General features: G+C 71.1%; 24 protein-coding genes. 15 read left to right on the top strand and 9 right to left on the bottom strand.

The genetic code is table 11. From position 1 onward, the window contains the following. Positions 1–71: 71 nt before the first annotated feature. Positions 72–659 carry a dihydrofolate reductase family protein gene (locus tag J1M64_RS09550; protein WP_206474025.1) on the top strand — a complete coding sequence of 196 codons (588 nt, stop codon included), beginning with the start codon at positions 72–74 and terminating at the stop codon, positions 657–659. 3 nt (positions 660–662) lie between these two features. On the opposite strand, the gene J1M64_RS09555 is transcribed toward J1M64_RS09550, so the two are convergent. Both J1M64_RS09555 and J1M64_RS09560 read right to left on the bottom strand, forming a co-directional pair. Beyond that, complete coding sequence (locus tag J1M64_RS09555) at positions 663–2018, bottom strand: MFS transporter (RefSeq protein WP_206474026.1); 1356 nt, start codon at positions 2016–2018, stop codon at positions 663–665. 150 nt (positions 2019–2168) lie between these two features. After that, the gene (locus J1M64_RS09560; RefSeq protein ID WP_206474027.1) at positions 2169–2510 is read right to left on the bottom strand and encodes a transglycosylase family protein; all 342 of its coding nucleotides are present in this window, start codon (positions 2508–2510) and stop codon (positions 2169–2171) included. Positions 2511–2776: 266 nt separating this feature from the next. Between J1M64_RS09560 and J1M64_RS09565 the strand changes: the two genes are divergently transcribed. Together J1M64_RS09565 and J1M64_RS09570 are read left to right on the top strand one after the other, a co-directional pair. Beyond that, on the top strand, positions 2777–3655 hold the full coding sequence (locus tag J1M64_RS09565) for an alpha/beta fold hydrolase (protein ID WP_206474028.1): 879 nt from the start codon (positions 2777–2779) through the stop codon (positions 3653–3655). 96 nt (positions 3656–3751) lie between these two features. Next, the gene (locus tag J1M64_RS09570; RefSeq protein WP_067713023.1) at positions 3752–3961 is read left to right on the top strand and encodes a DUF2945 domain-containing protein; all 210 of its coding nucleotides are present in this window, start codon (positions 3752–3754) and stop codon (positions 3959–3961) included. A 48-nt stretch (positions 3962–4009) separates the two neighbouring features. Here the strand turns inward: J1M64_RS09570 and J1M64_RS09575 are convergent, their stop codons facing one another. Continuing rightward, a complete protein-coding gene (locus J1M64_RS09575; RefSeq protein WP_069389847.1) occupies positions 4010–4474 on the bottom strand; it encodes an SRPBCC family protein in 465 nt (154 codons plus the stop codon). A gap of 151 nt (positions 4475–4625) precedes the next feature. Between J1M64_RS09575 and J1M64_RS09580 the strand changes: the two genes are divergently transcribed. Genes J1M64_RS09580 through J1M64_RS09590 form a run of 3 tightly spaced genes read left to right on the top strand, consistent with a single transcriptional unit; the run spans position 4626 to position 8406 of the window. Further along, the gene (locus J1M64_RS09580; RefSeq protein ID WP_307872414.1) at positions 4626–5669 is read left to right on the top strand and encodes an ABC transporter substrate-binding protein; all 1044 of its coding nucleotides are present in this window, start codon (positions 4626–4628) and stop codon (positions 5667–5669) included. Between the two features lie 48 nt (positions 5670–5717). After that, positions 5718–7298, top strand: a complete 1581-nt coding sequence (locus tag J1M64_RS09585; RefSeq protein ID WP_241261387.1) for an iron ABC transporter permease — start codon at positions 5718–5720, stop codon at positions 7296–7298. Further along, complete coding sequence (locus J1M64_RS09590; RefSeq protein ID WP_206474031.1) at positions 7291–8406, top strand: ABC transporter ATP-binding protein; 1116 nt, start codon at positions 7291–7293, stop codon at positions 8404–8406. Before J1M64_RS09585 ends, J1M64_RS09590 begins: the two co-directional genes overlap by 8 nt. Positions 8407–8670: 264 nt before the next feature. On the opposite strand, the gene J1M64_RS09595 is transcribed toward J1M64_RS09590, so the two are convergent. Then, positions 8671–9504, bottom strand: coding sequence for an SDR family NAD(P)-dependent oxidoreductase (locus J1M64_RS09595; protein ID WP_206474032.1), 834 nt, complete (start codon positions 9502–9504; stop codon positions 8671–8673). After that, entirely contained in the window at positions 9501–11087 is a 1587-nt protein-coding gene (locus tag J1M64_RS09600) for an NAD(P)/FAD-dependent oxidoreductase (RefSeq protein ID WP_206474033.1), read from the bottom strand. The genes J1M64_RS09595 and J1M64_RS09600 overlap by 4 nt, the downstream gene beginning before the upstream one ends. A gap of 90 nt (positions 11088–11177) precedes the next feature. Here J1M64_RS09600 and J1M64_RS09605 point away from each other — a divergent pair, with 90 nt between their 5' ends. The 4 genes from J1M64_RS09605 to J1M64_RS09620 all read left to right on the top strand — a co-directional run bounded on the left by J1M64_RS09605 (position 11178) and on the right by J1M64_RS09620 (position 15663). Next, positions 11178–12215, top strand: coding sequence for an AraC family transcriptional regulator (locus J1M64_RS09605; RefSeq protein WP_206474034.1), 1038 nt, complete (start codon positions 11178–11180; stop codon positions 12213–12215). Next, positions 12212–12868 carry a TetR/AcrR family transcriptional regulator gene (locus J1M64_RS09610; RefSeq protein ID WP_120285539.1) on the top strand — a complete coding sequence of 219 codons (657 nt, stop codon included), beginning with the start codon at positions 12212–12214 and terminating at the stop codon, positions 12866–12868. Before J1M64_RS09605 ends, J1M64_RS09610 begins: the two co-directional genes overlap by 4 nt. Positions 12869–13104: 236 nt before the next feature. Continuing rightward, positions 13105–14094, top strand: a complete 990-nt coding sequence (locus tag J1M64_RS09615) for a diiron oxygenase (RefSeq protein WP_120285540.1) — start codon at positions 13105–13107, stop codon at positions 14092–14094. Between the two features lie 9 nt (positions 14095–14103). Beyond that, on the top strand, positions 14104–15663 hold the full coding sequence (locus J1M64_RS09620; protein WP_206474035.1) for an FAD-dependent oxidoreductase: 1560 nt from the start codon (positions 14104–14106) through the stop codon (positions 15661–15663). A 68-nt stretch (positions 15664–15731) separates the two neighbouring features. Here J1M64_RS09620 and J1M64_RS09625 read toward each other — a convergent pair whose 3' ends face one another. The 4 genes from J1M64_RS09625 to J1M64_RS09640 all read right to left on the bottom strand — a co-directional run bounded on the left by J1M64_RS09625 (position 15732) and on the right by J1M64_RS09640 (position 19689). Continuing rightward, positions 15732–16532 carry a hypothetical protein gene (locus tag J1M64_RS09625; RefSeq protein ID WP_206474036.1) on the bottom strand — a complete coding sequence of 267 codons (801 nt, stop codon included), beginning with the start codon at positions 16530–16532 and terminating at the stop codon, positions 15732–15734. Positions 16533–16647: 115 nt separating this feature from the next. Continuing rightward, positions 16648–18093 carry a YdiU family protein gene (locus tag J1M64_RS09630; RefSeq protein ID WP_206474037.1) on the bottom strand — a complete coding sequence of 482 codons (1446 nt, stop codon included), beginning with the start codon at positions 18091–18093 and terminating at the stop codon, positions 16648–16650. Continuing rightward, positions 18090–18794 (bottom strand): potassium channel family protein, encoded by a 705-nt coding sequence (locus J1M64_RS09635; RefSeq protein WP_271799790.1) that lies wholly within the window; start codon positions 18792–18794, stop codon positions 18090–18092. The genes J1M64_RS09630 and J1M64_RS09635 overlap by 4 nt, the downstream gene beginning before the upstream one ends. A gap of 76 nt (positions 18795–18870) precedes the next feature. Continuing rightward, positions 18871–19689 (bottom strand): mycofactocin-coupled SDR family oxidoreductase, encoded by an 819-nt coding sequence (locus J1M64_RS09640; RefSeq protein WP_206474046.1) that lies wholly within the window; start codon positions 19687–19689, stop codon positions 18871–18873. A 159-nt stretch (positions 19690–19848) separates the two neighbouring features. Here J1M64_RS09640 and J1M64_RS09645 point away from each other — a divergent pair, with 159 nt between their 5' ends. The 5 genes from J1M64_RS09645 (at position 19849) to J1M64_RS09665 (ending at position 23404) form a co-directional block, all read left to right on the top strand. Continuing rightward, positions 19849–21327, top strand: coding sequence for a sodium/glutamate symporter (locus J1M64_RS09645; protein ID WP_206474038.1), 1479 nt, complete (start codon positions 19849–19851; stop codon positions 21325–21327). Between the two features lie 136 nt (positions 21328–21463). Continuing rightward, positions 21464–21679 carry a hypothetical protein gene (locus J1M64_RS09650; protein ID WP_206474039.1) on the top strand — a complete coding sequence of 72 codons (216 nt, stop codon included), beginning with the start codon at positions 21464–21466 and terminating at the stop codon, positions 21677–21679. Then, positions 21679–21975 carry a hypothetical protein gene (locus J1M64_RS09655; RefSeq protein WP_206474040.1) on the top strand — a complete coding sequence of 99 codons (297 nt, stop codon included), beginning with the start codon at positions 21679–21681 and terminating at the stop codon, positions 21973–21975. Before J1M64_RS09650 ends, J1M64_RS09655 begins: the two co-directional genes overlap by 1 nt. After that, positions 21972–22502, top strand: a complete 531-nt coding sequence (locus J1M64_RS09660) for a bifunctional adenosylcobinamide kinase/adenosylcobinamide-phosphate guanylyltransferase (RefSeq protein ID WP_067713064.1) — start codon at positions 21972–21974, stop codon at positions 22500–22502. The genes J1M64_RS09655 and J1M64_RS09660 overlap by 4 nt, the downstream gene beginning before the upstream one ends. Then, on the top strand, positions 22499–23404 hold the full coding sequence (locus J1M64_RS09665) for a dihydrodipicolinate synthase family protein (protein ID WP_307872415.1): 906 nt from the start codon (positions 22499–22501) through the stop codon (positions 23402–23404). The genes J1M64_RS09660 and J1M64_RS09665 overlap by 4 nt, the downstream gene beginning before the upstream one ends. The last annotated feature ends 55 nt before the right edge of the window (positions 23405–23459 follow it).

Consider the following 23459-nt stretch of genomic DNA (forward strand, 5'->3'; position numbering starts at 1 on the left):
CGCCATTGTGACCGTATTCAGGCGCCGCGTGCGGGCGTACTCTGGCAGACCCGCGCGTGAGGAGTCCGCCCGTGAGTCACGTCATCTACACCGCCTTCGTCTCGCTCGACGGCGTCGTCGAGGCCCCGGGCGGCGAGCCCGGCTACCGCAACACCGGCTGGACGTTCGCCGTCGACTTCGACGAGGACGTCTACTCGATCAAGGCCCGCGAACAGGACGAGGCCGGCGCGATGATGCTCGGCCGCGTCAGCTACCAGGCGTTCTCCGCCGTGTGGCCCCAGATGGACGACGAGTTCCCCCGCTACAACGCCATGCCCAAGTACGTGGTGTCCACAACGTTGGTCGAGGGTGACCTCGTCGAGGGATGGGGGACGACGACGATCCTCCGCACGCTCGACGAGGTGGCCGCGGTGAAGGAGGCCGAACCGGCGCCGATCCTCGTGCACGGGTCGGCGACGCTGGCCCGGAACCTCTCCGACGCCGGGCTCATCGACCGCTATCACCTGTTGGTGTTCCCGTTCGTCCTCGGCGCCGGCAAGCGCATGTGGAGCGACACCGACAAGCCCCGGCAGAAGCTGGAGTTGGTCGAGAGCCAGGCGTACCCCAACGGTGTGCAGAAGCTGATCTACGACGTCTGCGGATTCGACCCGGGCGTCTGAGATCTAGCGGGCCGCACCGCGGGAGACCTCGGGCATCGTCACCGCCGACACCGCGCCGACCACCCCGAGCACGGCGAGGAAGACCAGCGCCCACTGCACGCCCAGCACCGCGAGCGCCGAGCTGATCCCGCCCACCACCAGCAGGATGATCCCCATGGCCGTGTTGCCCACTGCCACGTAGGTCGTCCGGAGGTCACCCTCGGCCACGTCCACCACATAGGTCTTGCGGCCGACGCGGACACCGGAGTGCAGCAGCGTGAGCAAGAAGTAGGCGCCGACGAAGACCGTGACCCCGAGGGCGGACCCACCGTCGAAGCCCGGGACCGAGACCGCGAGCACCAACGCGACCGCCACCGCCGACGCGGCCGTGGCCGCACCCGCCATGAGCAGTCGGCTCGACCGGTCGGCCAGCCGCCCGAAGACGCGTCCCCCGATCAGCGACGCCACACCCGAGGCGAGGATGAACCCGCCCAACCCTGCCAGGGCGCCCGTGCCCGAGGCGACCGACATCGACACGATGAACGGCGGGCTCAGGGACGACACCAGCAGCAGGCCACGAACGGTCACGAACTTGCGGAACGTGGCGTCGTCGCGGAACAGGCGGGCCGCGTCCGCGAACCACGAGGACGACGCGTCACCGTCCTCCGTATCACTGCCCTTTGCGTCACCGCGCGGCCGACGCTCCCCGGCCGGCTCGACCACGCGGGAGTACGTCGACGCCGAGAGCGCCCACAGCACCGCGCCCGCGACCAGCAGGATCGCCAGCTCGGTGCTGTCGAGGTCGCCGCCGCCCAGGAGCCGGATGGCCAGGCCGAGCGTGATCGCGACCAGCCCCGCCGCCGAGGTCGCCAGACCGATGATCTGACCGCGCTCCCCCGACGGGATGGTGCGGCCCTGCACGTCCTTCGACGCGATCGAGCACAGGCAGCGGCCCAGCGAGAACACCACGAGCGCGGCGAGGATCCCGATGCCCGCCGCCGTCCCGTGCCCGAGGGCGGCGATCGCGGCCATCACCGCCACCGATGCCGCCTGCACCAGCGCGCCCGTGACGAACACCCACTTGCGGCGGCGCACCCGCACCACCAGCGGCGTGAGGAAGGCCTGCGGCAGCATCGACCCGGACTCCCGGATCGGCACCAGCAGACCGACCAGTGCCGCCGGCACCCCGAGCACGTGGAACAGCCACGGCAGCACGGTCGATGCGTTGACCGTCTGGTCACCCGAGGACTGCAGCGTGTTGGCGGCCACGAGCCTCAGCCCGTTGCGCGGAAGCTCGCGGCGGACGACGTCGGGGAGGTCGCGCTCGGCGTCGGCATCGCGGGTGACGAGGCGAGAATAGAAGCGTTCGGCGGTGGTCACCATTCAAGAGAATAGCGGCCCGCCCGCCGGGGCATCCGGGCCCCTTCGCGGCCTCGCACAGACGGCGACCGGCGCCGGGGGATCACCCCGGCGCCGGTCGCGTGCTCTCTGTGCGTGTCCGCCCGGATCAGGCAAGCGGACGCGCGCAGATCAGGCGAGCGGGCCGCCGCAGTTCGGCCACGCACCCGGGCCCTGGCCCGCGAGCACGCGCTCGCCGATCTCGATCTGCTGCTCGCGCGTGGCCTGATCGGCCGTAGCGGCGTACTCGCCGCCGCCGTACCCGCTCCACGTCTGGGCCGCGAACTGCAGACCGCCGTAGTAGCCGTTGCCGGTGTTGATGTGCCAGTCGCCACCGGACTCGCACTGCGCGACCTGGTCCCACGCGCTCGGCGGGGCCGCGTTCGCCGCCGGAGCGGCCAGCGACGCGCCCCCGGCGGCGATACCGCCGGCCATGATCGCGCCGGTCAGAGTTCGTACGAGCTTCTTCTGCATCTCCGTGACCTCCTGTGGATCTCGTGTCGTGCGTCGATCTCCTGTCGTGGCGGCCGACACTACGAACCGGGCGGCGGGCCCCCGCAACCCCCTCCGCGGGTCCGGGGCCGGGGCCGAGCAGCACACGGGGGCACGGCGGGGACGGATCATTGCTGGTCACCGCACCGGTTCGGCGGGATCGACGCCAGGCGGGACCGGTCGCGTGAGAAGGCTCACCTCGTCGTCGTCGACCCGCCGGATGTTTAGGCACCCCTAGGCTCGTCGACATGACCGAACACCGGGTGGACATCGACGGCCGCACGGTGGCCGTGCGCGAGTGCGGAGATCCCGCGGGGGCGCCGCTCATCCACTTCCACGGCACGCCGGGATCACGACTCGAGGCGGACTTCGGGGCCGGGCTCGCCGAACGGGCCGGCGTCCGCGTGATCGGATTCGACCGACCCGGGTACGGCCGGTCGGACGCAGGGCCGATCAGCCTGGCCGGCGTCACACGTGATGTAGAGGCGATCGCCGACGCCCTGGGCCTCGGGAGGTTCGCGGTGTCGGCGTGGTCGGGGGGTGGGGCGTTCGCGCTGGCCACCGCCGCGGCGCTGCCCGGGCGGGTGCTGCGGGTCGGGGTCTCCGGTGGTCTCGCGCCGTACGAGGGCAGGCCGGGCGCGCGGGAATCACTCACGCCGAACGACCTCGACGCGCTGTCGCACCTGCCCGACGACCCGGCCCGGGCGGCGGAGGTGTTCCGCACCGGCAACTCCGACTTCCTCGACGCGATGCTCTCGGTCCGCGACGACGAGGCGGCGCCCTGGGTCGACTGGATGTTCGCGGCCAGCGACCCGGCCGTGGTCGCAGACCCCGACGCCCGACGCGCCCTGTTCGTCAACTTCCGCGAGGCGCTGCGCCGGGGCGCCGACGCGATCGCGTGGGACAACGTGGCGTTCGTGGGGCCCTGGGGTTTCCGGGTCGAGGACATCGCCGCGCCGGTGCTGCTCTGGTACGGCGACGACGACGAGATCGCCCCACCCGACCACGGGCGATGGCTCGCCGCGCATCTGGGCTCAGCCCACCTGACGGTCTACGAGGGCCAGGGGCACCTGCTGCCGCTGGCCCACTGGGACGAGATGCTGCGCGCGCTGACCGCGCCGGCGTGAGCTCGCCCGTGTGAGTTCGCCCGTGTGAGCTCGCCCGCTCGAGCTGGCGGGAGAGATGGCCGTGCACTCCCGCCGCCCGGCGCACATACTGGCCGCATGAGTGACTACACGAAGGGCGACCACGTCGAGTGGAACTCCGAGGCCGGGATGGTGCGCGGCGTGATCCGCGAGATCCACACCGAGGACGTCGAGTTCAAGGGGCGCATGAGGCGCTGCAGCACGGACGAACCGCAGTACGAGATCGAGAGCGACAAGACCGGCCACCTGGCCATGCACAAGGGCTCGGCGCTACGGAAGATCGACTGACGCGACTGCGGCGAGGCTGCGGTGCGCTGCGGCCGGGCGCCGCGGCGGTCAGCCGGAGACGGCGGAGGCGAGGTTGGACAGCGAATCCTCCATCTGCTGCTCCGACACCAGCGGGAACGACACCTTCTTGAGCACGTCCTTGTCCGTGACCTTGGACCAGTCGTAGGTGTGACGCACCAGCGTGGAGTCCGGGCCCTGCGCCTCGAGCTCCCAGACCCACTCCCAGCCCTTGGGGTCGGTACCGGCGGGCGCGGGCTGCCACGCCAGGATCTTGTCCTTGCCGAATCCGGTCACGTGGTTGTCCATGCGGTACTCACCGCCCATGTGCTCGCCCTCCATGTCCATGGAGAAGACGTCGCCGACCTGCTGGATGCGGTCGGACTTGTAGTCGCCCCGGACGAAGCCCGACCCGTCGAGACGGGCGTGGTTCTCCGGGTTGGAGAGGAACTCGAAGATCTCGGCCGCCGAGTGGTCGATCACGCGCTCGACGGTGATGGCAGTGGAATTACTCATGACCCCACCGTGCACCCCGGGGCAGCGGAACGCATCCGGTCGGTCGTCCGCTCCGAATTCACCGTGGATTCACCCCGATAGCCCTAGCCCGACCAATGCGGGTGCCAGGATGGGATATCGATTCGAAGGTCCTAGGTTGGGAGTGGTCGCTGTGTCGAGGTCTGTTGGTCGCCGGGCGGTTCTGGCGTCGGTTGCGGTGTTCGCGGCCGGCGCCCTCGGATTGGCGGGCTGTTCCGAGCCCGCCACCACGGGCTCCGGCGCGACGTCCGACTCCGCGGCCGCGTCCGGGGAGGTCACCCTGTACACCTCGGAACCCCAGGCCAAGATCGACGAGATCATCTCCGCGTTCAACGAGGAGCATCCGGACATCGAGGTGAAGGTCTTCCGTGCGGGCACCGGCGACCTCAAGGCCCGCATCGAGGCGGAGCGGAGCACCGGCGCGGTGGCCGCCGACATCCTGCTCGCGGCCGACGTCCCGACGTTCGAGCAGTACAAGGACCAGGACCTCTTCCAGGAGTTCGAGCCGAGCGAGGCCGACGCCATCGAGGATGTCGCCGTCGACCCGGACGGGTTCTACGTCGGCACCCGCATCATCCCCACCGTGATCGCCTACAACACAGGCGACGTCACGGACCCGCCCACGTCCTGGGCCGAGCTGGCCGAACCGGGGTACCTCGACCGGATCATCCTGCCCAACCCGGACGTCTCCGGTGCGGCCGCCTTCAACGCAGCGGCGTGGAGCCTGCAGCCCGACCTCGGCGAGGAGTGGATCAACCGGCTCGGCGCCAACAACCCGCAGGTCGCCGAGTCGAACGGCCCCGTCTCCCAGGCCGTCGCCGAGGGATCCAAGCCCGTCGGCATCGTGGTGGACTACCTGGTCCGCGATCTCGCCGCGCAGGGCTCGCCCATCGCCGTGAGCTACCCGAGCGAGGGCGTCCCCTACATCACCCAGCCCGGCGCGGTCTTCGCCGACGCCCCGAACCCCGAGGCCGCCAAGCTCTTCCTCGACTTCATCGTGTCCCAGAAGGGCCAGCAGATCGCGGTCGAGCAGAACTACCTGCCCGTCCGCGACGACGCCGGAACCCCCGGGGGCGCCCCGGCGCTCACCGACATCACGCTGTTCGACCAGGACCTCGAGGCGATCGCCGCCTCCCAGGACGAGGCCGTGGCCGCCTTCAACGCCGCCGTCCGGTAGGTGACGCTCCCCCTCCGGCTGGCACTGTGGGCGTCCCTCGCGGGCGTCATGGTCGTGCCCCTGGCCCTGGTCATCTCCCTGGGGCTGGGGGCGAACCACCTCCCTGAACTCATCGACCAGGGCCTGCTCCGCGCCACCGCCAACAGTCTCGTCAGCTCACTGCTCTCGGCGATCGGGGCGGTCATCATCGGCACGCTGATGGCGTTCCTGCTCGACCGCACCGACCTGCCCGGTCGCGGCGCGCTCCGACTGTTGCTGCTCACCCCGCTGTTCATCCCGCCGTTCATCGGCGCCATCGCGTGGAGCGGCCTGCTCACCGACGGCGGCCTGGTGGACCGGGTGCTGGGATTCTCCCCGTGGAACTTCTACGGCGGGCCCGGGGTGGTCTTCCTCCTCACCCTGCACGCCTACCCGATGGCCTACTTCGTGGTGGCCGCGGCGCTGCGCAGGATCCCCGCCGAACTGGAGGAGGCGAGCCGCCTCTCCGGTGCCCGGCCGTCGCGGACGCAGGTCGACATCACGCTGCCGCTGATCCGCCCGGCCATGGCAGCGGCGTTCACCCTGACCTTTGTCAGCGGGATCGGCGACTTCGGCATCCCCGTCATCGTCGGCCTCCCGGCCGGGTACGAGACGCTCTCCACCATGGTCTACCGGTTCCTCGAGTCGGGTTCCGTGGCCTCACCGCTGCAGACCGTCTCCCAGATCGGGGTGGTGCTGCTCCTGCTCGGCGTCCTGGGCACGCTGCTGGACCGGCAGGTCACCAAGGGGTCCGTGGAGTTCGGCGGCACCGGACGTCCCGCCGACCGCCAGGCCCTCGGCCGTGCGCGCGTCCCGCTCGGGGTGATCGCGTGGGTCGTCAGCGTCGTGGTGACCCTCGCCCCGCTCGTCGGGCTGGCCGTCCGGGCGCTCCTGCCCGCCCCGGGGGTCCCGCTCACCCTCGAGACCGCGACCCTGGACAACTTCCGCCGCGCGCTCACCGCCTCGACCACCATCGACGGCGTGACCAACTCCGTGGTGCTCGCCCTCGGCGCCGCCGTGGTCTGCGGCGTCCTCGGCCTGCTCGTCGCGCTGTTCACCACGCGGTTGGCCGGTCGTGACCGGGAGCCGATGCTCCTGTCGGTGCTGCTCCCGCAGGCCGTGCCGGGCCTCGTGATCGCCACCGGGTGGCTCATCCTCGGCCGCTACACCGGGCTGTTCAACACCCGCTGGGTCATCCTCGGCGCGTACGTCACGGCGTTCACGGCGATCGTCGTCCAGACCGTCCGCGGACCGCTCGCGGGGATCCACTCGTCGATGGAGGAGGCCGCGCGGATCGGCGGGGCGAAGGCGCTGCGCTCCCGCCTCGACACCAGCGTGCGCCTGGCGTTGCCGTCGGTCGGGATCGGCATGATCATGGTCGCGGTGACGGCGGTCCGCGAACTCACACTCTCGGTCCTGCTCGTCGCGCCCGGAACGCAGACCCTCGGCGTGGTGATCTTCCAGTACCAGCGGGCGGGGGACTACAACGCCTCCTCCGCACTGTCCGTGGTCCTCATGGTGGTGGGCCTGCTGGTCCTGGCCGCCTTCGGCGCCCGTTACAGCCGACCCGCCACCGGGTCCGAATCCGCACCCAGGAGTATCCGTGCCTGAACTCGTCGCCCACGGCGTCGGCGTCCGCTTCGGCGAGACCGTCGCCCTCGACAACCTCGACGTGCGGGTGGACTCCGGCCGGATCCTCGCGCTCTTGGGGCCGTCCGGGTCCGGCAAGTCCACCTTCCTGCGCGCCATCGCCGGATTCGAACGACCCACCGCGGGAACGATCCGGGTCGGCGACAGGACCCTTGTCGGCGACGGCATCCACCTCCCGCCCGAGGAGCGGGGTCTCGGCATGGTCTTCCAGCACCACGCCGTGTGGCCGCACCTCAGCGTGGAGGACAACGTCGCCTACCCGCTGCGGCGTGCGAAGGTCCCGGCCGCCCGGCGGCGCCGACTCGTCGCGGAGGCACTCGAGACCGTGGAACTGGGCGACTTCGCCCGTCGTCGCCCCGACACCCTGTCCGGCGGCCAGCGGCAGCGGGTCTCGCTCGCCCGGGCGATCGTCGCGCGGCCGGGGGTGCTGCTCCTCGACGAGGCCCTGTCCGCACTCGACGAACCCCTCCGCGCGTCCCTCCGACTCATGCTCCGCCGGCTGGCCGCCGAGCACGATCTCACGATGGTCCACGTCACCCACGACCGCGGTGAGGCACTGGCGATCGGGGACGAGGTGGCCGTCCTCCACCGGGGCCGGCTGGTGCAGTGCGACGTGCCCGACCAGCTCGATGCCGCGCCGACCAGCGCGTTCGTCGCGGGCTTCCTGCACGACGCCACGCTCGTCGACGGGACCGTCTCCGGTGACGGGTTCCGGTCCGAGTCCGGCGGGATCACCCTGCGCCCCGACGCGCTGACCGGGCCGGCCGGGTCCGTGACGGGCCCGGCGACGCTCGCCCTCCTGCCGGCAGGGCTCGCCCTGTCCGCTCCCGGCGCCGGGGTCGAGACCGCGGCCGGATCAGGAGTCGGGCCGCGGTCCGGAGCAGGGCCCGACCGGATCGGCGCGGAGTTCGTCACCTCGCTGTACGGCCGTAGCGGTCGGACCGTCATCTGCCGGCACGAGGACATCGAACTGCGGGTCCTCGTGCCGACGGGCACCGCCGTGCCGACGCGGGTGGGCGAGGCCGTGGGGATCGACGTACGCCGCGGGTTCGTCTACCCGCGGGACTGAGACGGGAGCCCGAGCCCACGGACCCGAACCCCGGGCCCACAGCCCACAGCCCACGGCCCCGGGCCCGGGCCCGGGCCCGGGCCGCGGGGCTCATGGGGTCGATCAGCTCCTGGTTGTCGTCACGCAGGTCCACGGCGCACCACTGAGGGGAGCGGGTGATGATCTTGTCCGTCCGAGCAGAGGAATTCGCCTGTATCGCCCGAGTGGCTCTGCGCGAAATCCTCTGCTCGGCCGCAGTGGGCCCGTCCCCGGACCCGTCCCTGCTCAGCGGCCGCGCGCCACGACCCTGCCGATGAGGCGCGTCGAGCCCAGGAAGGGCACGCGCGTGAAGCGCTTGGAGTACCAGAAGAACGTCGCCAGGGCGTCGGGCGTGATCACCACGCGCCGGGCCTCGATGCCACGCACCGACCGCCGGGCGATGGTCTCCGACGTCAACCGCGTCCGCGACAGCAGCTTGCGCGCCATCTCGTCCGCCCGCGCGTCCTCACCGGACAGCGAGTCCGCCAACCCGGACCTGAAGAACTGCGGGCAGATCACCGACGTCGACACCCCGCGGGGCCGGAGCTCGGCGTCCAGGGTCTCCCCCAGCGCCACCGCCGCGGCCTTGGTCGCGTTGTAGGCGCCCATCTGGGGCGCATGCACCAGGCCGGCGGCCGAGGCGGTGATGACCAGGCGGCCACCCCGACCCAGCTTGGGGGCGAGGGCCCGGCAGCCGCGCACCACCCCGAGCAGGTTGATGTCCACGATCCGCTGCCACGCCTCCATCGAGGTGGAGCCGAGCGCACCGCCGATCGCGATCCCCGCGTTGTTGACGAGGATGTCCAGCGACTCGATCTCCTCCGCGGCGGCCCGCCAGTCGTCATCCGAGGTGACGTCGACCCGGCGGTACGTCCACCGCCCCACCAGTTCCTGCACGGCGGGCGGGGGCTCGGCGTGGACGTCCGTGAGGATCACCTCGTCCCCGAGTGCCAGGTACTCCCTGGCCAGCGCCAACCCCAACCCCGACGCGGCACCGGTGATGAACACGCGCCTGCCACCACCGTCGGCGACCGCCCGCCCGGACCGTTCGGCACTCTTCCGTGGGAGAAATCGGCTCATGCGGTGGCCACCTCGTCGTCGTAGTCGTCTTCGTGATCCTGTGCGTCCTCGACCTGCCCACCGTCGCGGCCGACGCCGACCGCCTCGCGCCCACGGCGCGCGTCGGTGAGCTCCACCCGGTCCCCGAACGCCATCTCGCGGCGCTGGTCACCGAAGGCAAGCTCGGGGATCTCCACCAGGAAGTTCTGGACGTAACGCCACGGTCGGGTCGTGCCCTGCTTGGGGAACTTGTGGCCGTCACGCTGGATGTACCCGGCGTCGAAGTCCAGCAGGAGCTGGTCCGCGGGCCCTTCTGGAAGGCGCGGCGCGTACACCGACTCGCCCGCCTTCCAGAGCTTGACCATGTACCGGGAGACCAGATCCGCGCGCAGTGTCCAGGACGAGTTGATGTAGCCGACCGTGAAGCTGAAGTTGGGCACTCCCGCCAGCATCATGCCGCGGTAGGTCGCCAACCTCGGGACGTCCAGCGCCTCGCCGTCGATGCTCAACGTGCCGCCGCCGAACGCCTCGAGCCGCAGGCCGGTGGCGGAGATGATGACGTCGGCCTCGATCTCCTCACCCGACCGCAGACGGATCCCGGCCGGCGTGAACCGGTCGATGTGCCCGGTCACCACCCGTGCGCCACCACGCTGGATCGCCCGGAAGATGTCCCCGTCGGGGGCCTTGCACACACGCTGGTCCCACGGCCGGTACGGCGGCGTGAAGTGCTCGTCAATCTGTTCGGACGAGATGTAGCGCCTCTGCATGAGCCGCAGCCCGGCCTTGAACAGCCAGGGCAGCCGCTGTGCGATGACGAACTGGGCGGTGTCCCGCGCACCGTGGTTGAGGCGCGCCGCCCGGTAGCTCCACGGGGCGGGCAGCAGTCGGCGCCACACCGCGCTGATGAGGTCCTTCTCCGGCAGCGGGCCGACATAACTGGGGGTGCGCTGGAGCATGGTCACGTCCGCGCCCAGCTCGGCGAGCGCCGGCACCAGCGTCACGGCCGTCGCGCCCGACCCGATCACCACGAACTTCCGGCCGGTGTAGTCGAGGTCGGCGGGCCACTGCTGGGGGTGGATGATCTCGCCGCGGAAATCCGCCTCGCCGGGGAACTCGGGGCGGAACCCCTCGGCGTGCGAGTAGTAGCCGGAGCCGAAGTGCACGCGCCGCGCCCACACGATGCGTTCGCCGTCATCGGTCACGCAGGTGATCCGGTACAGCTGGTGGTCACTGCGCCAGTCCGCGTCGGCGACCCACGAGCGCAGGTGCAGGCGGTCCAGCGCGCCGGCCTCGCGGGCCGTGTCGCGGAGGTACTCCTTGATCTCCGCGCCGCTGCCGAGGGTCGAGGCGTGTGGCCAGGGCCGGAACGGGAACCCGAAGGTCGCCATGTCCGAGTCCGAGCGGATGCCGGGGTAGCGGAACGTGTGCCACGTGCCCCCCAGGTCGTCATGGGCGTCGTGCATCTCCCATCGCCAGTCGGGGAACGCCTCGTGCACGTGGTGGGCCAGGTCGATGCCGGACAGGCCCGCCCCGACGATCAGCAGGTCCAGCGGGTCTCCGGGCGCTGCGCCCGGGCCGTCCGGACGCTCGGTGGAATTGATCATGACCGGTACGGTATCCGCCGACGGCACCGCAGGCTTGCCGGAATGCGCCAATAAGTTGCTCGATCGCGCCAAGTGCCGCAGGGTGGTCCCATGGCGTTCATCCGATCGGCCGGCCTGCGCGGGGTCCGGCAGGTGGTCACCGAACTCGGCGGCGACCCCGACGACCTGGCCCGCCGGTCCGGGCTTCCCGCCGGCGCCCTCGACAGCGACGAGATCCTGGTGGAGGACCTGTCGATCGCCCTCCTGCTGGAGACCGCGGCCGCGGAGCTCCGGTGCCCCGACCTGGGGCTGCGCGTTGCCGGGCACCAGGATCTGGACATGCTCGGCCCGGTCGCCGTGGCCGTGAAGAACGCCCGGACCACCACGCAGGCGCTCGAGATGACCTCCAAGTACCTGTTCTTCCACTCCCGCTCGATCGAGATCACCGTGGTGCCCGATCCGCGCGACGAGGCCGACATCTTGGGGGTGCGGTTCGGCTACCGGGACCCCGGGCAGCTCATCCCGCCGCAGACGGTGGATCTCGTCCTGCTTTTCCTCCACCGCGCCATGCGCAGCGTGCTCGGCGGGGACTACGGCCTGGTGTCGGTCGACCTGCCCAACCCGCTCAACACCGACGCCGCACGGTACGAATCGCTCTTCGGCGCGCCGGTCACGCCGTCGACCGCGGCCGCGGTGCTGCGCGTGCCGGCCGCACTCCTGGGCCGCACCATCTCGGGCGGCGACGAGGCGGTCCAGCAACTCGCGCTGCGGTACCTGGACCAGCACATCCCCGAGGACCGGCGGAGCATGACCGAACGGACGCGCGCGGTCCTGCACCAGTCCCTCGACACCGGCACCTCGTCGCTGCCCCAGGTCGCAAGATTGCTCTCGGTCTCCCCACGCACGCTGCAACGCGGGCTGGCCGGGGAGGGCACGAGTTTCGCGACCCTGCGGGACGAGGTCCGCCGCGACATCGCAGTGCGCCTGCTCACCACGACGGAGATCCCGCTGGCCCAGATCGCCTCGGCGCTGGCCCTCGGCGACGCCACGACGTTCAGCCAGTACGCGAGGCGCTGGTGGGGGATGACCGCACGCGAGTTCAGGCACGGGCACACGACCCCGCCCGGAGTGGGACAATCGCGCACATGAGCGACACCCCCGCGTCCGACCCGTTGGCGATGTTGCGTTCCGGGCGAAGCCTGCCGGACGGCACCTCGATGGACGACCCCATCCGGGAGCAGATCCTCGACGCGGCGTCCGCACAGTTCGAGAGCGTGGGGATCGCCCGGTCCACGATGAACGACATCACCCGGCGGGCCGGGCTGGCGCGGATGACGCTGTACCGGCGCTTCGCCAACAAGCAGGAACTGGTCGAGGCCACGCTGCTGCGCGAAGCCGCCTGGTTCCTCGCCGACCTGCAGCGGGAGATCGACGCCCACGCCACGGTGGAGGACAAGCTCACCGAGGGCTTCGCGTTCACCGTCGAGACGCTCCGCGACCACGACCTGCTCAACCGCCTGCTGGAGACCGAGCCGGAGGCGACCGTCCCGCACTTCACGGTGCAGGGGGCGCCGCTCATCACCGCCGCCGCACACTTCCTGGCCGCCGAGATCTCGCGGACCGTCCCCGACTCCCGCCCCTACGAGGAACTGCTCGTCGGGGCCGAGCTCACGGTCCGCCTCGTCATCTCGTTCGTCCTCACGCCGTCGACCGCCATCGATCTGGACGACCCCGAGGTCTCCCGGGCGTTCGCACGCACCCACCTGGGCCCGCTGCTCGGCGGTGGACTCGCCGAGGGCTGACCCGCACCGCCGCGCAGAGCCCCGCCGCGCGGAGTCTCGCCGCGCAGAGTCTCGCCGCGCAGAGTCTCGCCGCGAGGATCCCCGCCGCGCAGATCTGAACCGAACCTCATGAATGGTTGACGAATCGCCTCTGCGTGTCTAGCGTCAGATACAAATAGATCACGGATGTCACTCTGTCACCGTCGATCTGCAGTCCACGCTCCCGATCCACGAGTCGGGAACCGGAAGGATGAGCCATGACCGCTGTCGCCCCCTCCCCGTCGGCCACCACCGAGGAGTACGAGGACACGCTCCGGCGCCTGTCGCACGCCTCGGTCCACCGCAGCTTCGACGCCTTCAAGGACATCCCGTGGGACGACCCGGACTTCGCGGTGGACCCCACCGACGAGCGCTGGATCCTGCCCGCCGGGATCGACCCGCTCGGCGGCCACCCGTGGTACCTGGGGCTGCCCCGGGAGAAGCAGATCGCGATCGGCCTGTGGCGTCAGGCCAACATCATGAAGGTCGGCCTGCAGTTCGAGAACATCCTCATCCGCGGGATCATGCAGTACGTCTTCAAGAGCCAGAACGGCGCCGCGGAGTTCCGGTACCTCACCCACGAGGCCACCGAGGAATGCCACCACACCCAGATGTTCCAGCAGGGCGTGAACCGCATCGGCGCCGACGTGCCCGGCATGCCGCGGTGGATCCGGCGGCTGTCCCCGATCATCCCGCTCGCCGCGGGCCCGTTCCCGGTGGCGTTCTTCATCGGCGTCCTGGCCGGTGAGGAACCCATCGACCACACCCAGAAGCAGGTCCTGCGCAACTCGGACACCCTGCCGCCGGTCCTGTCCCGGATCATGGAGATCCACGTGGCCGAGGAGGCCCGGCACATCTCGTTCGCGCACACCTACGTGGCCCGCAACGCCCCGCGGATGTCGCGCAACGAGTCGTTCCTCGTGTCGCTGGCCTTCCCCGTGATCATGCGGGTGCTGTGCGACGCGATCCTCAAGCCCACCAAGGAGTTCCGCGAGACGTTCGACATCCCGGACGAGGTCGTCCGCGAGCTGTACTGGGACAGCCCCGAGTCGCAGCGATTCCTGTCGGACCTCTTCGGCGACGTCCGCAAGCTCGCCGAGGACTCGGGCCTGATGAACCCGGCCGCGCGGCGGGTGTGGAAGGCCCTGAAGATCGACGGGCGCCCCTCCCGGTACCGCGGCGAGCCGCCCGTGGCGTTCCGCGACTAGGCCGCCGACATGCCCCACGTCGTCACACAGGCCTGCTGCGCGGACGCCTCATGCGTCCACGCCTGCCCGGTCAACTGCATCCACCCGACCCCCGACGAGCCCGACTTCGCCACCGCCGAGATGCTCTACATCGACCCGGTGTCCTGCGTGGACTGCGGGGCGTGCGTGGGGGCGTGCCCGGTCGGGGCGATCGTCCCGCACACCGCGTTGGCCCCCGAGCAGCAGGACTTCCTCGGGATCAACGAGGCACTGACCGGGGACGACCGGCCGAGCAGGCCCCAGGCCCGCGTCCCCACGATCGTCCGCCTCGGCCCCACCCGGACGACCCTGCGGGTCGCGGTCGTGGGAGCCGGCCCCGCCGCGCTGTACGCAGCCGACGAACTCCTCCGCCAGCCCGGCGTGGAGGTGACGGTGTTCGATCGGCTCCCCGTCCCCCACGGGCTCGCCCGACACGGGGTGGCGCCCGACCACACCAGCACCCGCGCGGTCGCGGACCTGTTCACCGCGATCGAGGAGCAGCCCGGGTTCGGCTACCGGCTCGGCGTGCACGTCGGCGAGGACATCACCGCCGAGGAGGTGGCGGCCCACCACCATGCGGTCGTGTACGCGACCGGGGCCGGGACGGACCGCCCCCTGGACATCCCGGGGGTCGACCTGCCGGGGAGCACGTCGGCCACGCGGGTCGTCGGGTGGTACAACGACCATCCCGACCACGCCGACGCCGACGTCCCGCTGGATCACGAGCGGGCGGTGATCGTCGGCAACGGCAACGTGGCACTGGACGTCGCCCGGATCCTGGCCACCGACCCGGAGCGCCTCGCGGGCACCTCCATCGCCCGCCATGCCCTCAAGGCGCTGCGCGGCAGCCGGGTCCGCGAGGTCGTGGTTCTCGGCCGTCGCGGCCCCGAGCACGCGGCGTTCACCCTGCCCGAGCTGGTCGGACTCGACGCACGGGAGGACATCGACCTGCGCGTCGACGCCCCCGACGGCATCGACCCGGACGCCGCGACCACCAGACAGGGCCGCCTGAAGCTGGAACTCCTTGCCCGGATCGCCGACCGGCCGAGCCGCGGGACCGCGGAGACGACCCCTCGTCGCCGGATCATCCTGCGTTTCGCGACCGCGCCCGTGGAGGTCGTGGGCACCGCGCGGACCGAGGGCCTGCGGGTCGTGCGCACGGAACCGGTCACCGACCCCGACGGCCGGGTGCGCGCCGTGCCCCGCCCGGGCTCCGAGGAGACCCTCGCGGCGGGCCTGGTCCTGGGCTCGGTGGGCTACCGCGGCGTGGCGGTGCCCGGGGTGCCGTTCGACCCCGCGTCCGCGACCATCCCCAGCCGCGAGGGCCGCGTCCTCGACGCCGCCGACGGCCGCGAGGTTCCCGGGCTCTACGTGGTCGGGTGGATCAAGCGGGGTCCGCGCGGGTTCATCGGCTCCAACAAGACGTGTGCGCGCGAGACGGTCAACTCTCTGCTCGCCGACGCGAACGAGGGTCGCCTACCCACTCCGGGCCCGGCCGCGCGGTTCGAGGAGTTGCTCCGGAGCCGCCGTCCGGTCCCGGCGACCGTCTAGCCGTACCGAACCGTCCAGCTGTACCGAACCGTCCAGCTGTACCGAACCGCCTGGGTGTACCGACCCGCTCAGGCGGCCTGATCGGACGCGACCTGATCCGCGATGACCCTCGCGAGCCGCGCCAGCGGGGAGGCACCGTCGACGTCGGCTTCGTACAGAGCGGCGTACCCCGCGTCGCGATAGGTCAGCAGGGTGTCGGTGACGTCGTCGAGCTGACGGAGCAGATGGGGCGACCACAGTCCGGGATGCTCCACGACGTGCAGACGCAGGGCGACCCGGGTGCGGGAGTCGGGGAGGTTCTCGATCAGCTCGTCGTAGACCTGGACGGGCGTCAGGTCCGAGTCCCTCACGGCGCCGCGGATCAGGTTCGACGGTTGCATGCCGCTCAGCGGATCGCCCGGCACGGACACCCAGTGGGTGCGCTCGGGGATCGGTCCGCGGCGCGGTCCCGCCACGCCCTGCCCGCCCGGATCGGACGTGCCGACGAGCCAGCGGTCGCGCGGCCGGAACGGGTCGGCGATCAACCCCACGGCGGCGACCCGGTCGAGATCCTCCGGGTGGGCGTCCATCCAGTCGTGGATCACCCGGGTGCCGCAGCACGCCCCGATGAGCACGAGGTCGTCGGACGGGTGGAGATGGACGAGGCGGTTGAGGTCGGCCACCCCGGCCGCGGACGCCGATTCCCAGGTGTGCGACCGCCGGAGCCGACCCGACCCGGGCGCCGGCCACTGCACCCGAACGGCCTCCCGGGCGCCTGTCCATTCAACGAGGTCGTCGACGAACCGTCCGAGAATGGCCGAGGGCTGGCGGTACCCGCCGTCGCTGTCCGCGATGAGTAGTCGCACGTGGTGGCCTCCCGCCCGTCTCACGACCCGGCCGTAAGATTGATGTGACAACCTCATTGTCGTACGAACGGCTGACAAACAGCACCCACGGAAGATAAATGTTTCGTATCAATACGCGCGTACTGCTGGGGGCGGCGCGTCAGGTGCCGCAGTAGGTGACGTGTGGCGCGGCCTCGGGAGGGGCGGGACGTTCATAGCGCTCGTAACCGGCGCGCCGGGTGTAGGGGTCGGTGACGACGACGAGGAGTTCGGACAGCGGCCCCAGGTCCCCTGCCGTGGCCGCGTCGAGGGCCTCCTCGACGAGATGGTTGCGCGGGATGTAGATCGGGTTGACCCGGTCCATCGATCCCCGGTCGGGTCGACGGGCCCGCCATGTCGCCACCCAGCCCTCCGCGAGCGACCCGACCAGCTCGCGCACCGGCTCGTCGTCCCCGTCCGCGGCCGCCCCGAGCGCGCGGAAGAAGCCGGTGTAGTCGGCCCGCGTCGCGCTGAGCAGCCGGGACAGCTCGTCGATGAGGTCGGTCGCCTCGGTGTCCCCGACCTCGTCCGGCAGGCCGATCTTGGCGCGCATCCCGGCCGTCCACGCCCGCTGGTAGTGCTCCGGGAACGTACCCAGCATCTCGGTGAGGAGTCGGACCGCCTCGTCCTGGTCGGGGTCGACCAGCGGGACGAGGGTCTCGGCGAACCGGGCGAGGTTCCACTGCAGTACGGGCGGCTGGTTGGCGTAGGCGTAGCGGCCGCCGGTGTCGATGGAACTGAAGACCGTGGCCGGGTCGAACTCGTCCATGAAGGCGCACGGCCCGTAGTCGATGGTCTCGCCCGAGATGGTGGTGTTGTCCGTGTTCATGACGCCGTGGATGAACCCCAGGAGCATCCAGCGGGCCACGAGCTCGGCCTGGTCGCGGAGCACGGAGGCGAACAGCTCCAGGTACGGGTTCTCCGCGTCGGCGGCGTGCGGGTGATGCCGGGCGATGGCGTGGTCGGCCAGCCGACGCAGCAGCTCGTCGTCGTCGACCGATCGCGCGAACTGGAACGTCCCCACCCTCAGGTGGCTCGCGGCGACGCGGGCCAGCACCGCGCCCGGCAGCGGCGACTCGCGGTACACGGTGTTCCCGGTGGCCACCACGGCGAGCGAGCGGGTGGTGGGGACGCCGAGCGCGTGCATCGCCTCGCTGATGACGTACTCGCGGAGCATGGGGCCGACCGCGGCCAGTCCGTCGCCACCGCGGGCGAACGGGGTGCGCCCCGAACCCTTGAGGTGCAGGTCACGGCCATCGGGCAGCTCCCCCATCAGCAGGGCCCGCCCGTCGCCGAGCCGGGGCGAGTAGCCGCCGAACTGGTGGCCGGCATAGGCCTGGGCGACCGGCGTGGCCCCGTCCGGCACGTGAGTGCCCGTCAGCACCCGCACGCCCTCCTCGCCACGCAGGTAGTCGGCGTCCAGGCCGAGCTCGTCGACCAGCGCGTCGTTGAGCACGAGCAGCCGCGGCCCGGTCGCCTCCGCGGCCTTCCACGGCACGCCCAGTTCCGGGAACTCGCTCGCGTACCGGGTTCCGAGAGTGAGGGGGCGTGCGGTGTCCGTGGTCATGGACCCGACGATACGGACGAGCCGCCGGGCGGGTCGGCGCGTGGACCGGCCTCACCGGGTCCGTCCCGGTCCACTCCCGCACCATCGCGTTCGGCGATCCTCTCCAGGAGCCACGAGGCGAGCGTCGCCGTGACCACGCCCAGCAGGGCGATCCCGCCGAACATGAGCCCCACCGCGATCGTGCGTCCCACCGGGGTCACCGGCGAGTAGTCGCCGTACCCCACGGACGTCACCGTCACGGTCGCCCACCACAGGGACTCACCCCATGTCTGGATCGACGCCCCCGATGCCCCACGTTCCGCGTTCAACACCGCGAGCGAGGACACCACCAGGAGCACCGCCGTCCACCCCGCGGCGTAGGTGATCGCCTGCCCGCGCACCACCGTGCCCGCCGACCGCCTCATCCCCCCGAGCAGGGTCACCAGCCGGAGCAGTCGCAGCGGTCGCAGGACCGGCAGAGCGATGACCGCGAGGTCGTACCAGTGCCTGAGCAACCACGGTCCGCGACGCTCCGCCAACGCCAACCTGACCACGAAGTCCACGGCGAACAGAACCCAGGTCCCCGCCATCACGATCCGGGTGACCACTGCCACCGCACCCACGGGTTGTCCGACCACCATCACCGCGTAGGCGACCAGGAAGGCCAGAGCGGCGCCGATCAGGGGCCACTCCGCCAGCTCCTTCCACCGTGTCTCCGTCACCCGTCGATGATCCCCCCGGGCGCGGCGCGGTGGCCTAGGACACGCATGGTGGCCTCAGAAGTACCGCGACCCGCAGTCAGAAGTACTGCGACCCGCCGTCGATGCTGATGTGCTCGGCGGTGATGAACGTCGACTCGTCGGAGGCCAGGAACGCGACGACGTTCGAGATCTCCTCCGGCTCCGCCCACGTCTGCTCGAGGAACGTCGTGCCCATGAGGTTGAGCGGGGGGTTCGACTCGCCGACCGCCTCCAACGTGCTCACCATGTCTCCACCGCCCATCGGGGTGGCCACGCCGCCGGGGTGGATGCTGTTGACCCGGACCTTCTTCGGGCCGAGTTCCGCCGCGAACGCCCGGGTCATCCCGACCAGCGCGTGCTTGGACGTCGTGTAGTGGATCATGAACGGCTGGATCTTCTTGCCCGCGTACGAACTGGTGAGGATGATCGAGCCGCCTCCGGCGTCGATCACGTGGTGGGCCGTCGCCATGACCGTGTTCCACACGCCGGTGACGTTGGTGTCGATGGTCGCTGCGAAATCTTCTGGGCTGATGGCGTCCCAGACCTGCGGGGTGCAGATGCCGGCGTTGGCCACCACCACGTCGAGACGCCCGAGTTCCGCCACCGCGTCGTCGACGATCTTCTTCATCCCCTCGAGGTCGCGGACATCGCCGACCGACAGGAGCGCGCGACGCCCCTGGGCCTCGACCAACCGGCGGGTCTCGTCCAGGTCCTCCGGGGTGGCCGGGTTGTAGGGGACCGGCCCCGGCAGTGGTCCCGCGAGGTCGAGTCCGATGATGTCGGCGCCCTCGGCGGCCAGGCGGACGGCGTGCGTCCTGCCCTGCCCGCGCGCGACCCCTGTGATGAACGCGACCTTGCCCTCGAGTCGTCCCGCCATGTCTCGTCCCGCCATGTCGAACTCCGTCCTCGCTGCAGTCTGCGGCTCACCATAGGGTCGACTGTCCCGAGAAGTGGGCGGATCGGGGACTATTCGCGCGCCCGGCGGATAGGTTCGGAAGGACACCGTAAGTCGCACTTCCGGAACCGAGGTCGCCCAATGTCCGCAAACGCTGTGGGATTCGCCCTTCTCATCCTCGGACTGGCGTTGTTGATCGGGAAGATCATCCGCGTCAAGGTCGGGATCGTGCAGTCCCTGTTCCTCCCCAGCTCCATCGTCGGTGGTGCACTGCTCCTCCTGCTCGGGCCGGAGGTCCTGGGCAGGTTCACCGGACCGTGGGGCGAGAACGGGCTCTTCACCGAACCGATGGTGGAGGTGTGGTCCTCCCTCCCGGGCCTGCTCATCAGCGTCATCTTCGCCACGATGTTCCTCGGCCAGGACCTGCCGCGCCCCTCCCGGGCCGTCAAGCTCGTCGGTCCGCAGCTCTCCCTCGGCGTGGCCCTGGGCTCCGGGCAGTACGTCGTCGGACTGTTGCTGGCCGCCCTGATCCTCGTGCCCCTGCTCGGCGCCTCACCCATGACGGGCGCCCTCATCGAGATCGGCTTCGAGGGCGGTCACGGAACCGCGGCCGGCATGCGGGGCGTGTTCGAGGAACTCGGGTTCACGGTGGGGGCCGACCTCGCCGTCGGCATGGCCACGGTGGGCATCGTCGGTGGCATCGTGCTCGGCATCGCCCTGATCAACTGGGGCGCCCGCACCGGCAGGACCGAGCTCATCAGCGGCAGCGCCAAGATGTCCATCAGCGAGCAGAAGGGCCTGTTCCGCGAGGACGAGTACTACTCGGCGGGCAAGATGACCTCCCGCCCGTCGTCGGTGGAGCCGCTGTCCCTCCACGTCGCGCTGGTGACCCTGGCGATCCTCATCGGGCTGGGGATCCTGGAGGGGCTGCGATGGATCGAGCAGGCCACCTACGCGTCGGTCATGCTCGACGAGAACACCCCGCTGGAGATCTTCGCCTACGTACCGCTGTTCCCCATCGCCCTGCTCGGCGGCGTCATCGTCCAGGTGGTCGCGACCAAGGCCGGGGTGGCCCACGTCATCGACCCGCAGATCATGCTGCGGATCCAGGGCTGGGCGCTCGACTTCCTCATCGTCGCGGCGATCGGCACCCTGTCCCTGCAGGCGATCGGCGAGAACATCGGCGCCTTCACGATCCTCGCCGTGGCCGGCATCCTGTTCAACGTCGGCATCTTCCTCTGGCTGGCACCGCGGATCATCGGCCGCTACTGGTTCGAGCGCGGCATCGGAGACTTCGGCCAGTCGATGGGCGTCACCGCCACCGGCCTCATCCTCATGCGCATCGTCGACCCCGATGCCCAGAGCCCCGCGTTCGAGGCGTTCGGCTACAAGCAACTCGTCTTCGAACCGTTCTTCGGCGGCGGGCTCGTCACCGCGATGGCCGTGCCGATCATCTTCCTCACCGGTGTCTGGCCGCTGTTCATCACCATGCTCGTCGTCTTCCTCGTCGCCGTCCTGTCCGGACTGCTCTACTTCCGTCCCAGGGAGATGAAGGAGCGGGCCGAGTGGAAGAAGGCCGGGAAACCGGAGGACAAATCCGACACCGCCACCGCGAGCTGACACAGCGGTCGATCGCTGGCTCGCGCTTCCGGGCCCGGCTGCTGCCCGGTAACCCCGCCCGGGAACGCCGCGAACGCCGTATCCCTCACGCCCGGCAGCGCCTAGGATAAGAGAAATCCGATCCGGGAGGTGCGCCGTGGTCACGAAGAAGCGCTGGAACGACCTGACCGACACGCAGAAGACGGTCCTGCTCACCCTCATCTCGGTGCAGGTGTCACTCGCTGCGACCGCGTGGGCGGACCTCGCCTCCCGGCCCGCGGCGAAGGTGCGGGGCTCCAAGGGCAAATGGGCCGCGATCATCGCGATCAACTTCATCGGGCCGATCCTCTACTTCACCCGCGGGCGGCGGTAGTGACCACCCGGTCACGGGCGGGCCTGGCCACCGGTGTCCTCCTCGTCGTCGTCCTCACCCTCGGCGCGTGCGCGGCCGGACCCAACGTCGACGTCGCCCCCACCGGCGCCGGGTTCCTCCTCGGCCTGTGGCACGGGATCATCCTCCCCGTCACCTTCGTCATCTCCCTCTTCACCGACACCGTGACGATCTACGATGTGAACAACAACGGCAACTGGTATGACTTCGGCTTCGTCGTGGGACTGGCCCTGTTCTCCGGCCCGGCCCTCGCCGGCGGCCGGGGGCGGCGGGGATGACGCGCGTCCTGGTGACCGGCGGCGTCCGATCCGGCAAGTCCCGGCACGCGGTGCGACTGCTCGGCGACACCGACACGGTGACGTTCGTCGCGCCGGGTCGCCCCGCAGACGAGCTCGACGACCCCGACTGGGCAGCACGCGTCGACCACCATCGGGCACACCGGCCCGCGGGGTGGCGCACCCTGGAATCCCCCGACGTGGCCTCCGCGCTGCGTCACGCCCCCGGCCCGGTCCTCATCGACTGCCTGGGCACCTGGCTCACCGCCACCGTCGACGACCTGGGCCTGTGGGACGCCCCCGCCGACGAGGCGCGCGCCGCCGTCGACGAACGGACCGACGCCCTCTGCGCCGCCCTCACCGCCCGCGACGACGTGGTGCTGGTGACCAACGAGGTCGGATCCGGGGTCGTGCCCCCGTACCGCTCGGGCGGCGTGTTCCGGGACCTGCTGGGCGCGCTCAACCAGTCCGTCGCCGAGTGCTGCGACGAGGTGCACCTGGTCGTGTGCGGGCGGGTCCTCACGCTGTGACCGGGCACGTGACGACCGGCCTGAGCGCCTTCCCGCTCACACCTCTGAGCGACGACCGGGTCGACGAGAGCGCCTATGCGGCGATCATCGAGCGACTGGTACGCGCGGGCGTCGACTCGATCGGTGCGCTCGGTTCCACCGGTTCGTATGCCTACCTCGACCGCGAGGAGCGGCGCCGGGTCGCCGAGGCGACCGTCCGACACGCGGCGGGGGTTCCGGTGATCGTCGGGATCAGTGCCCTGCGGACCTCCCACGCGCAGGCCCTCGCCCACGACGCGCAGGCGGCCGGCGCCTCGGCGGTGATGCTCGCGCCCATGAGCTACCAGCCGCTCACCGACGACGACGTGATGGGCCTGTACACGGACGTCGCCGGTGAACTCTCCGTGCCACTGGTGGTCTACGACAACCCCGGCACCACCCGTTTCGGATTCACGCCCGAGCTCTACCTGCGACTGGCCGAACTCCCGCAGGTGGCCTCGATCAAGATCCCGCCGCCGCCGGCGGAGCCCACAGCGGCGCGTGAGCACCTCGCCCGACTGCGCTCCGCGGTGCCCGAGCGTGTGGGCCTGGGGGTCTCCGGCGACCCCTCGGCCGCGGCGGCACTGCTCGCGGGCTGCGACAGCTGGTACTCGGTGCTGGCCGGCACCGTCCCGGGCCCGGCCCTGGCGATCGCGCGGGCGGCGCTGTTCGGTCGGGCCGAGGAGGCGCTGGCCGAGTCCGCCGGGCTGGCGCCGCTGTGGGAACTCTTCTCCGCGCACGGCAGCCTGCGGGTGGTCGCGGCCGTCGCCGAGATCCTCGGGCTGGCCGCGGAGAACTGTCTGCCCCGGCCCGTGCTCGGGCTCACCGGTGCCGACCGAACGTCCGTAGAGACGGTGGTCACAGCCCTTTCGCTGGGGAAATAACCGCACACTCATGCCGACGGCTCCATACTTGGACCATCCGCCCCCACCCCGGCCC

Source organism: Dietzia sp. KRD202, from assembly GCF_017168155.1.
Classification (GTDB): Bacteria; Actinomycetota; Actinomycetes; order Mycobacteriales; family Mycobacteriaceae; genus Dietzia; species Dietzia kunjamensis.

Bases quoted from the DNA above. Each gene is read 5' to 3' on its own strand.
- J1M64_RS09560 (WP_206474027.1), bottom strand. From the start codon at position 2,510: ATGCAGAAGAAGCTCGTACGAACTCTGACCGGCGCGATCATGGCCGGC.
- J1M64_RS09565 (WP_206474028.1), top strand. From the start codon at position 2,777: ATGACCGAACACCGGGTGGACATCGACGGCCGCACGGTGGCCGTGCGC.
- J1M64_RS09570 (WP_067713023.1), top strand. From the start codon at position 3,752: ATGAGTGACTACACGAAGGGCGACCACGTCGAGTGGAACTCCGAGGCC.
- J1M64_RS09575 (WP_069389847.1), bottom strand. From the start codon at position 4,474: ATGAGTAATTCCACTGCCATCACCGTCGAGCGCGTGATCGACCACTCG.
- J1M64_RS09585 (WP_241261387.1), top strand. From the start codon at position 5,718: ATGGTCGTGCCCCTGGCCCTGGTCATCTCCCTGGGGCTGGGGGCGAAC.
- J1M64_RS09595 (WP_206474032.1), bottom strand. From the start codon at position 9,504: ATGAGCCGATTTCTCCCACGGAAGAGTGCCGAACGGTCCGGGCGGGCG.
- J1M64_RS09600 (WP_206474033.1), bottom strand. From the start codon at position 11,087: ATGATCAATTCCACCGAGCGTCCGGACGGCCCGGGCGCAGCGCCCGGA.
- J1M64_RS09605 (WP_206474034.1), top strand. From the start codon at position 11,178: ATGGCGTTCATCCGATCGGCCGGCCTGCGCGGGGTCCGGCAGGTGGTC.
- J1M64_RS09610 (WP_120285539.1), top strand. From the start codon at position 12,212: ATGAGCGACACCCCCGCGTCCGACCCGTTGGCGATGTTGCGTTCCGGG.
- J1M64_RS09615 (WP_120285540.1), top strand. From the start codon at position 13,105: ATGACCGCTGTCGCCCCCTCCCCGTCGGCCACCACCGAGGAGTACGAG.
- J1M64_RS09620 (WP_206474035.1), top strand. From the start codon at position 14,104: ATGCCCCACGTCGTCACACAGGCCTGCTGCGCGGACGCCTCATGCGTC.
- J1M64_RS09630 (WP_206474037.1), bottom strand. From the start codon at position 18,093: ATGACCACGGACACCGCACGCCCCCTCACTCTCGGAACCCGGTACGCG.
- J1M64_RS09640 (WP_206474046.1), bottom strand. From the start codon at position 19,689: ATGGCGGGACGACTCGAGGGCAAGGTCGCGTTCATCACAGGGGTCGCG.
- J1M64_RS09645 (WP_206474038.1), top strand. From the start codon at position 19,849: ATGTCCGCAAACGCTGTGGGATTCGCCCTTCTCATCCTCGGACTGGCG.
- J1M64_RS09660 (WP_067713064.1), top strand. From the start codon at position 21,972: ATGACGCGCGTCCTGGTGACCGGCGGCGTCCGATCCGGCAAGTCCCGG.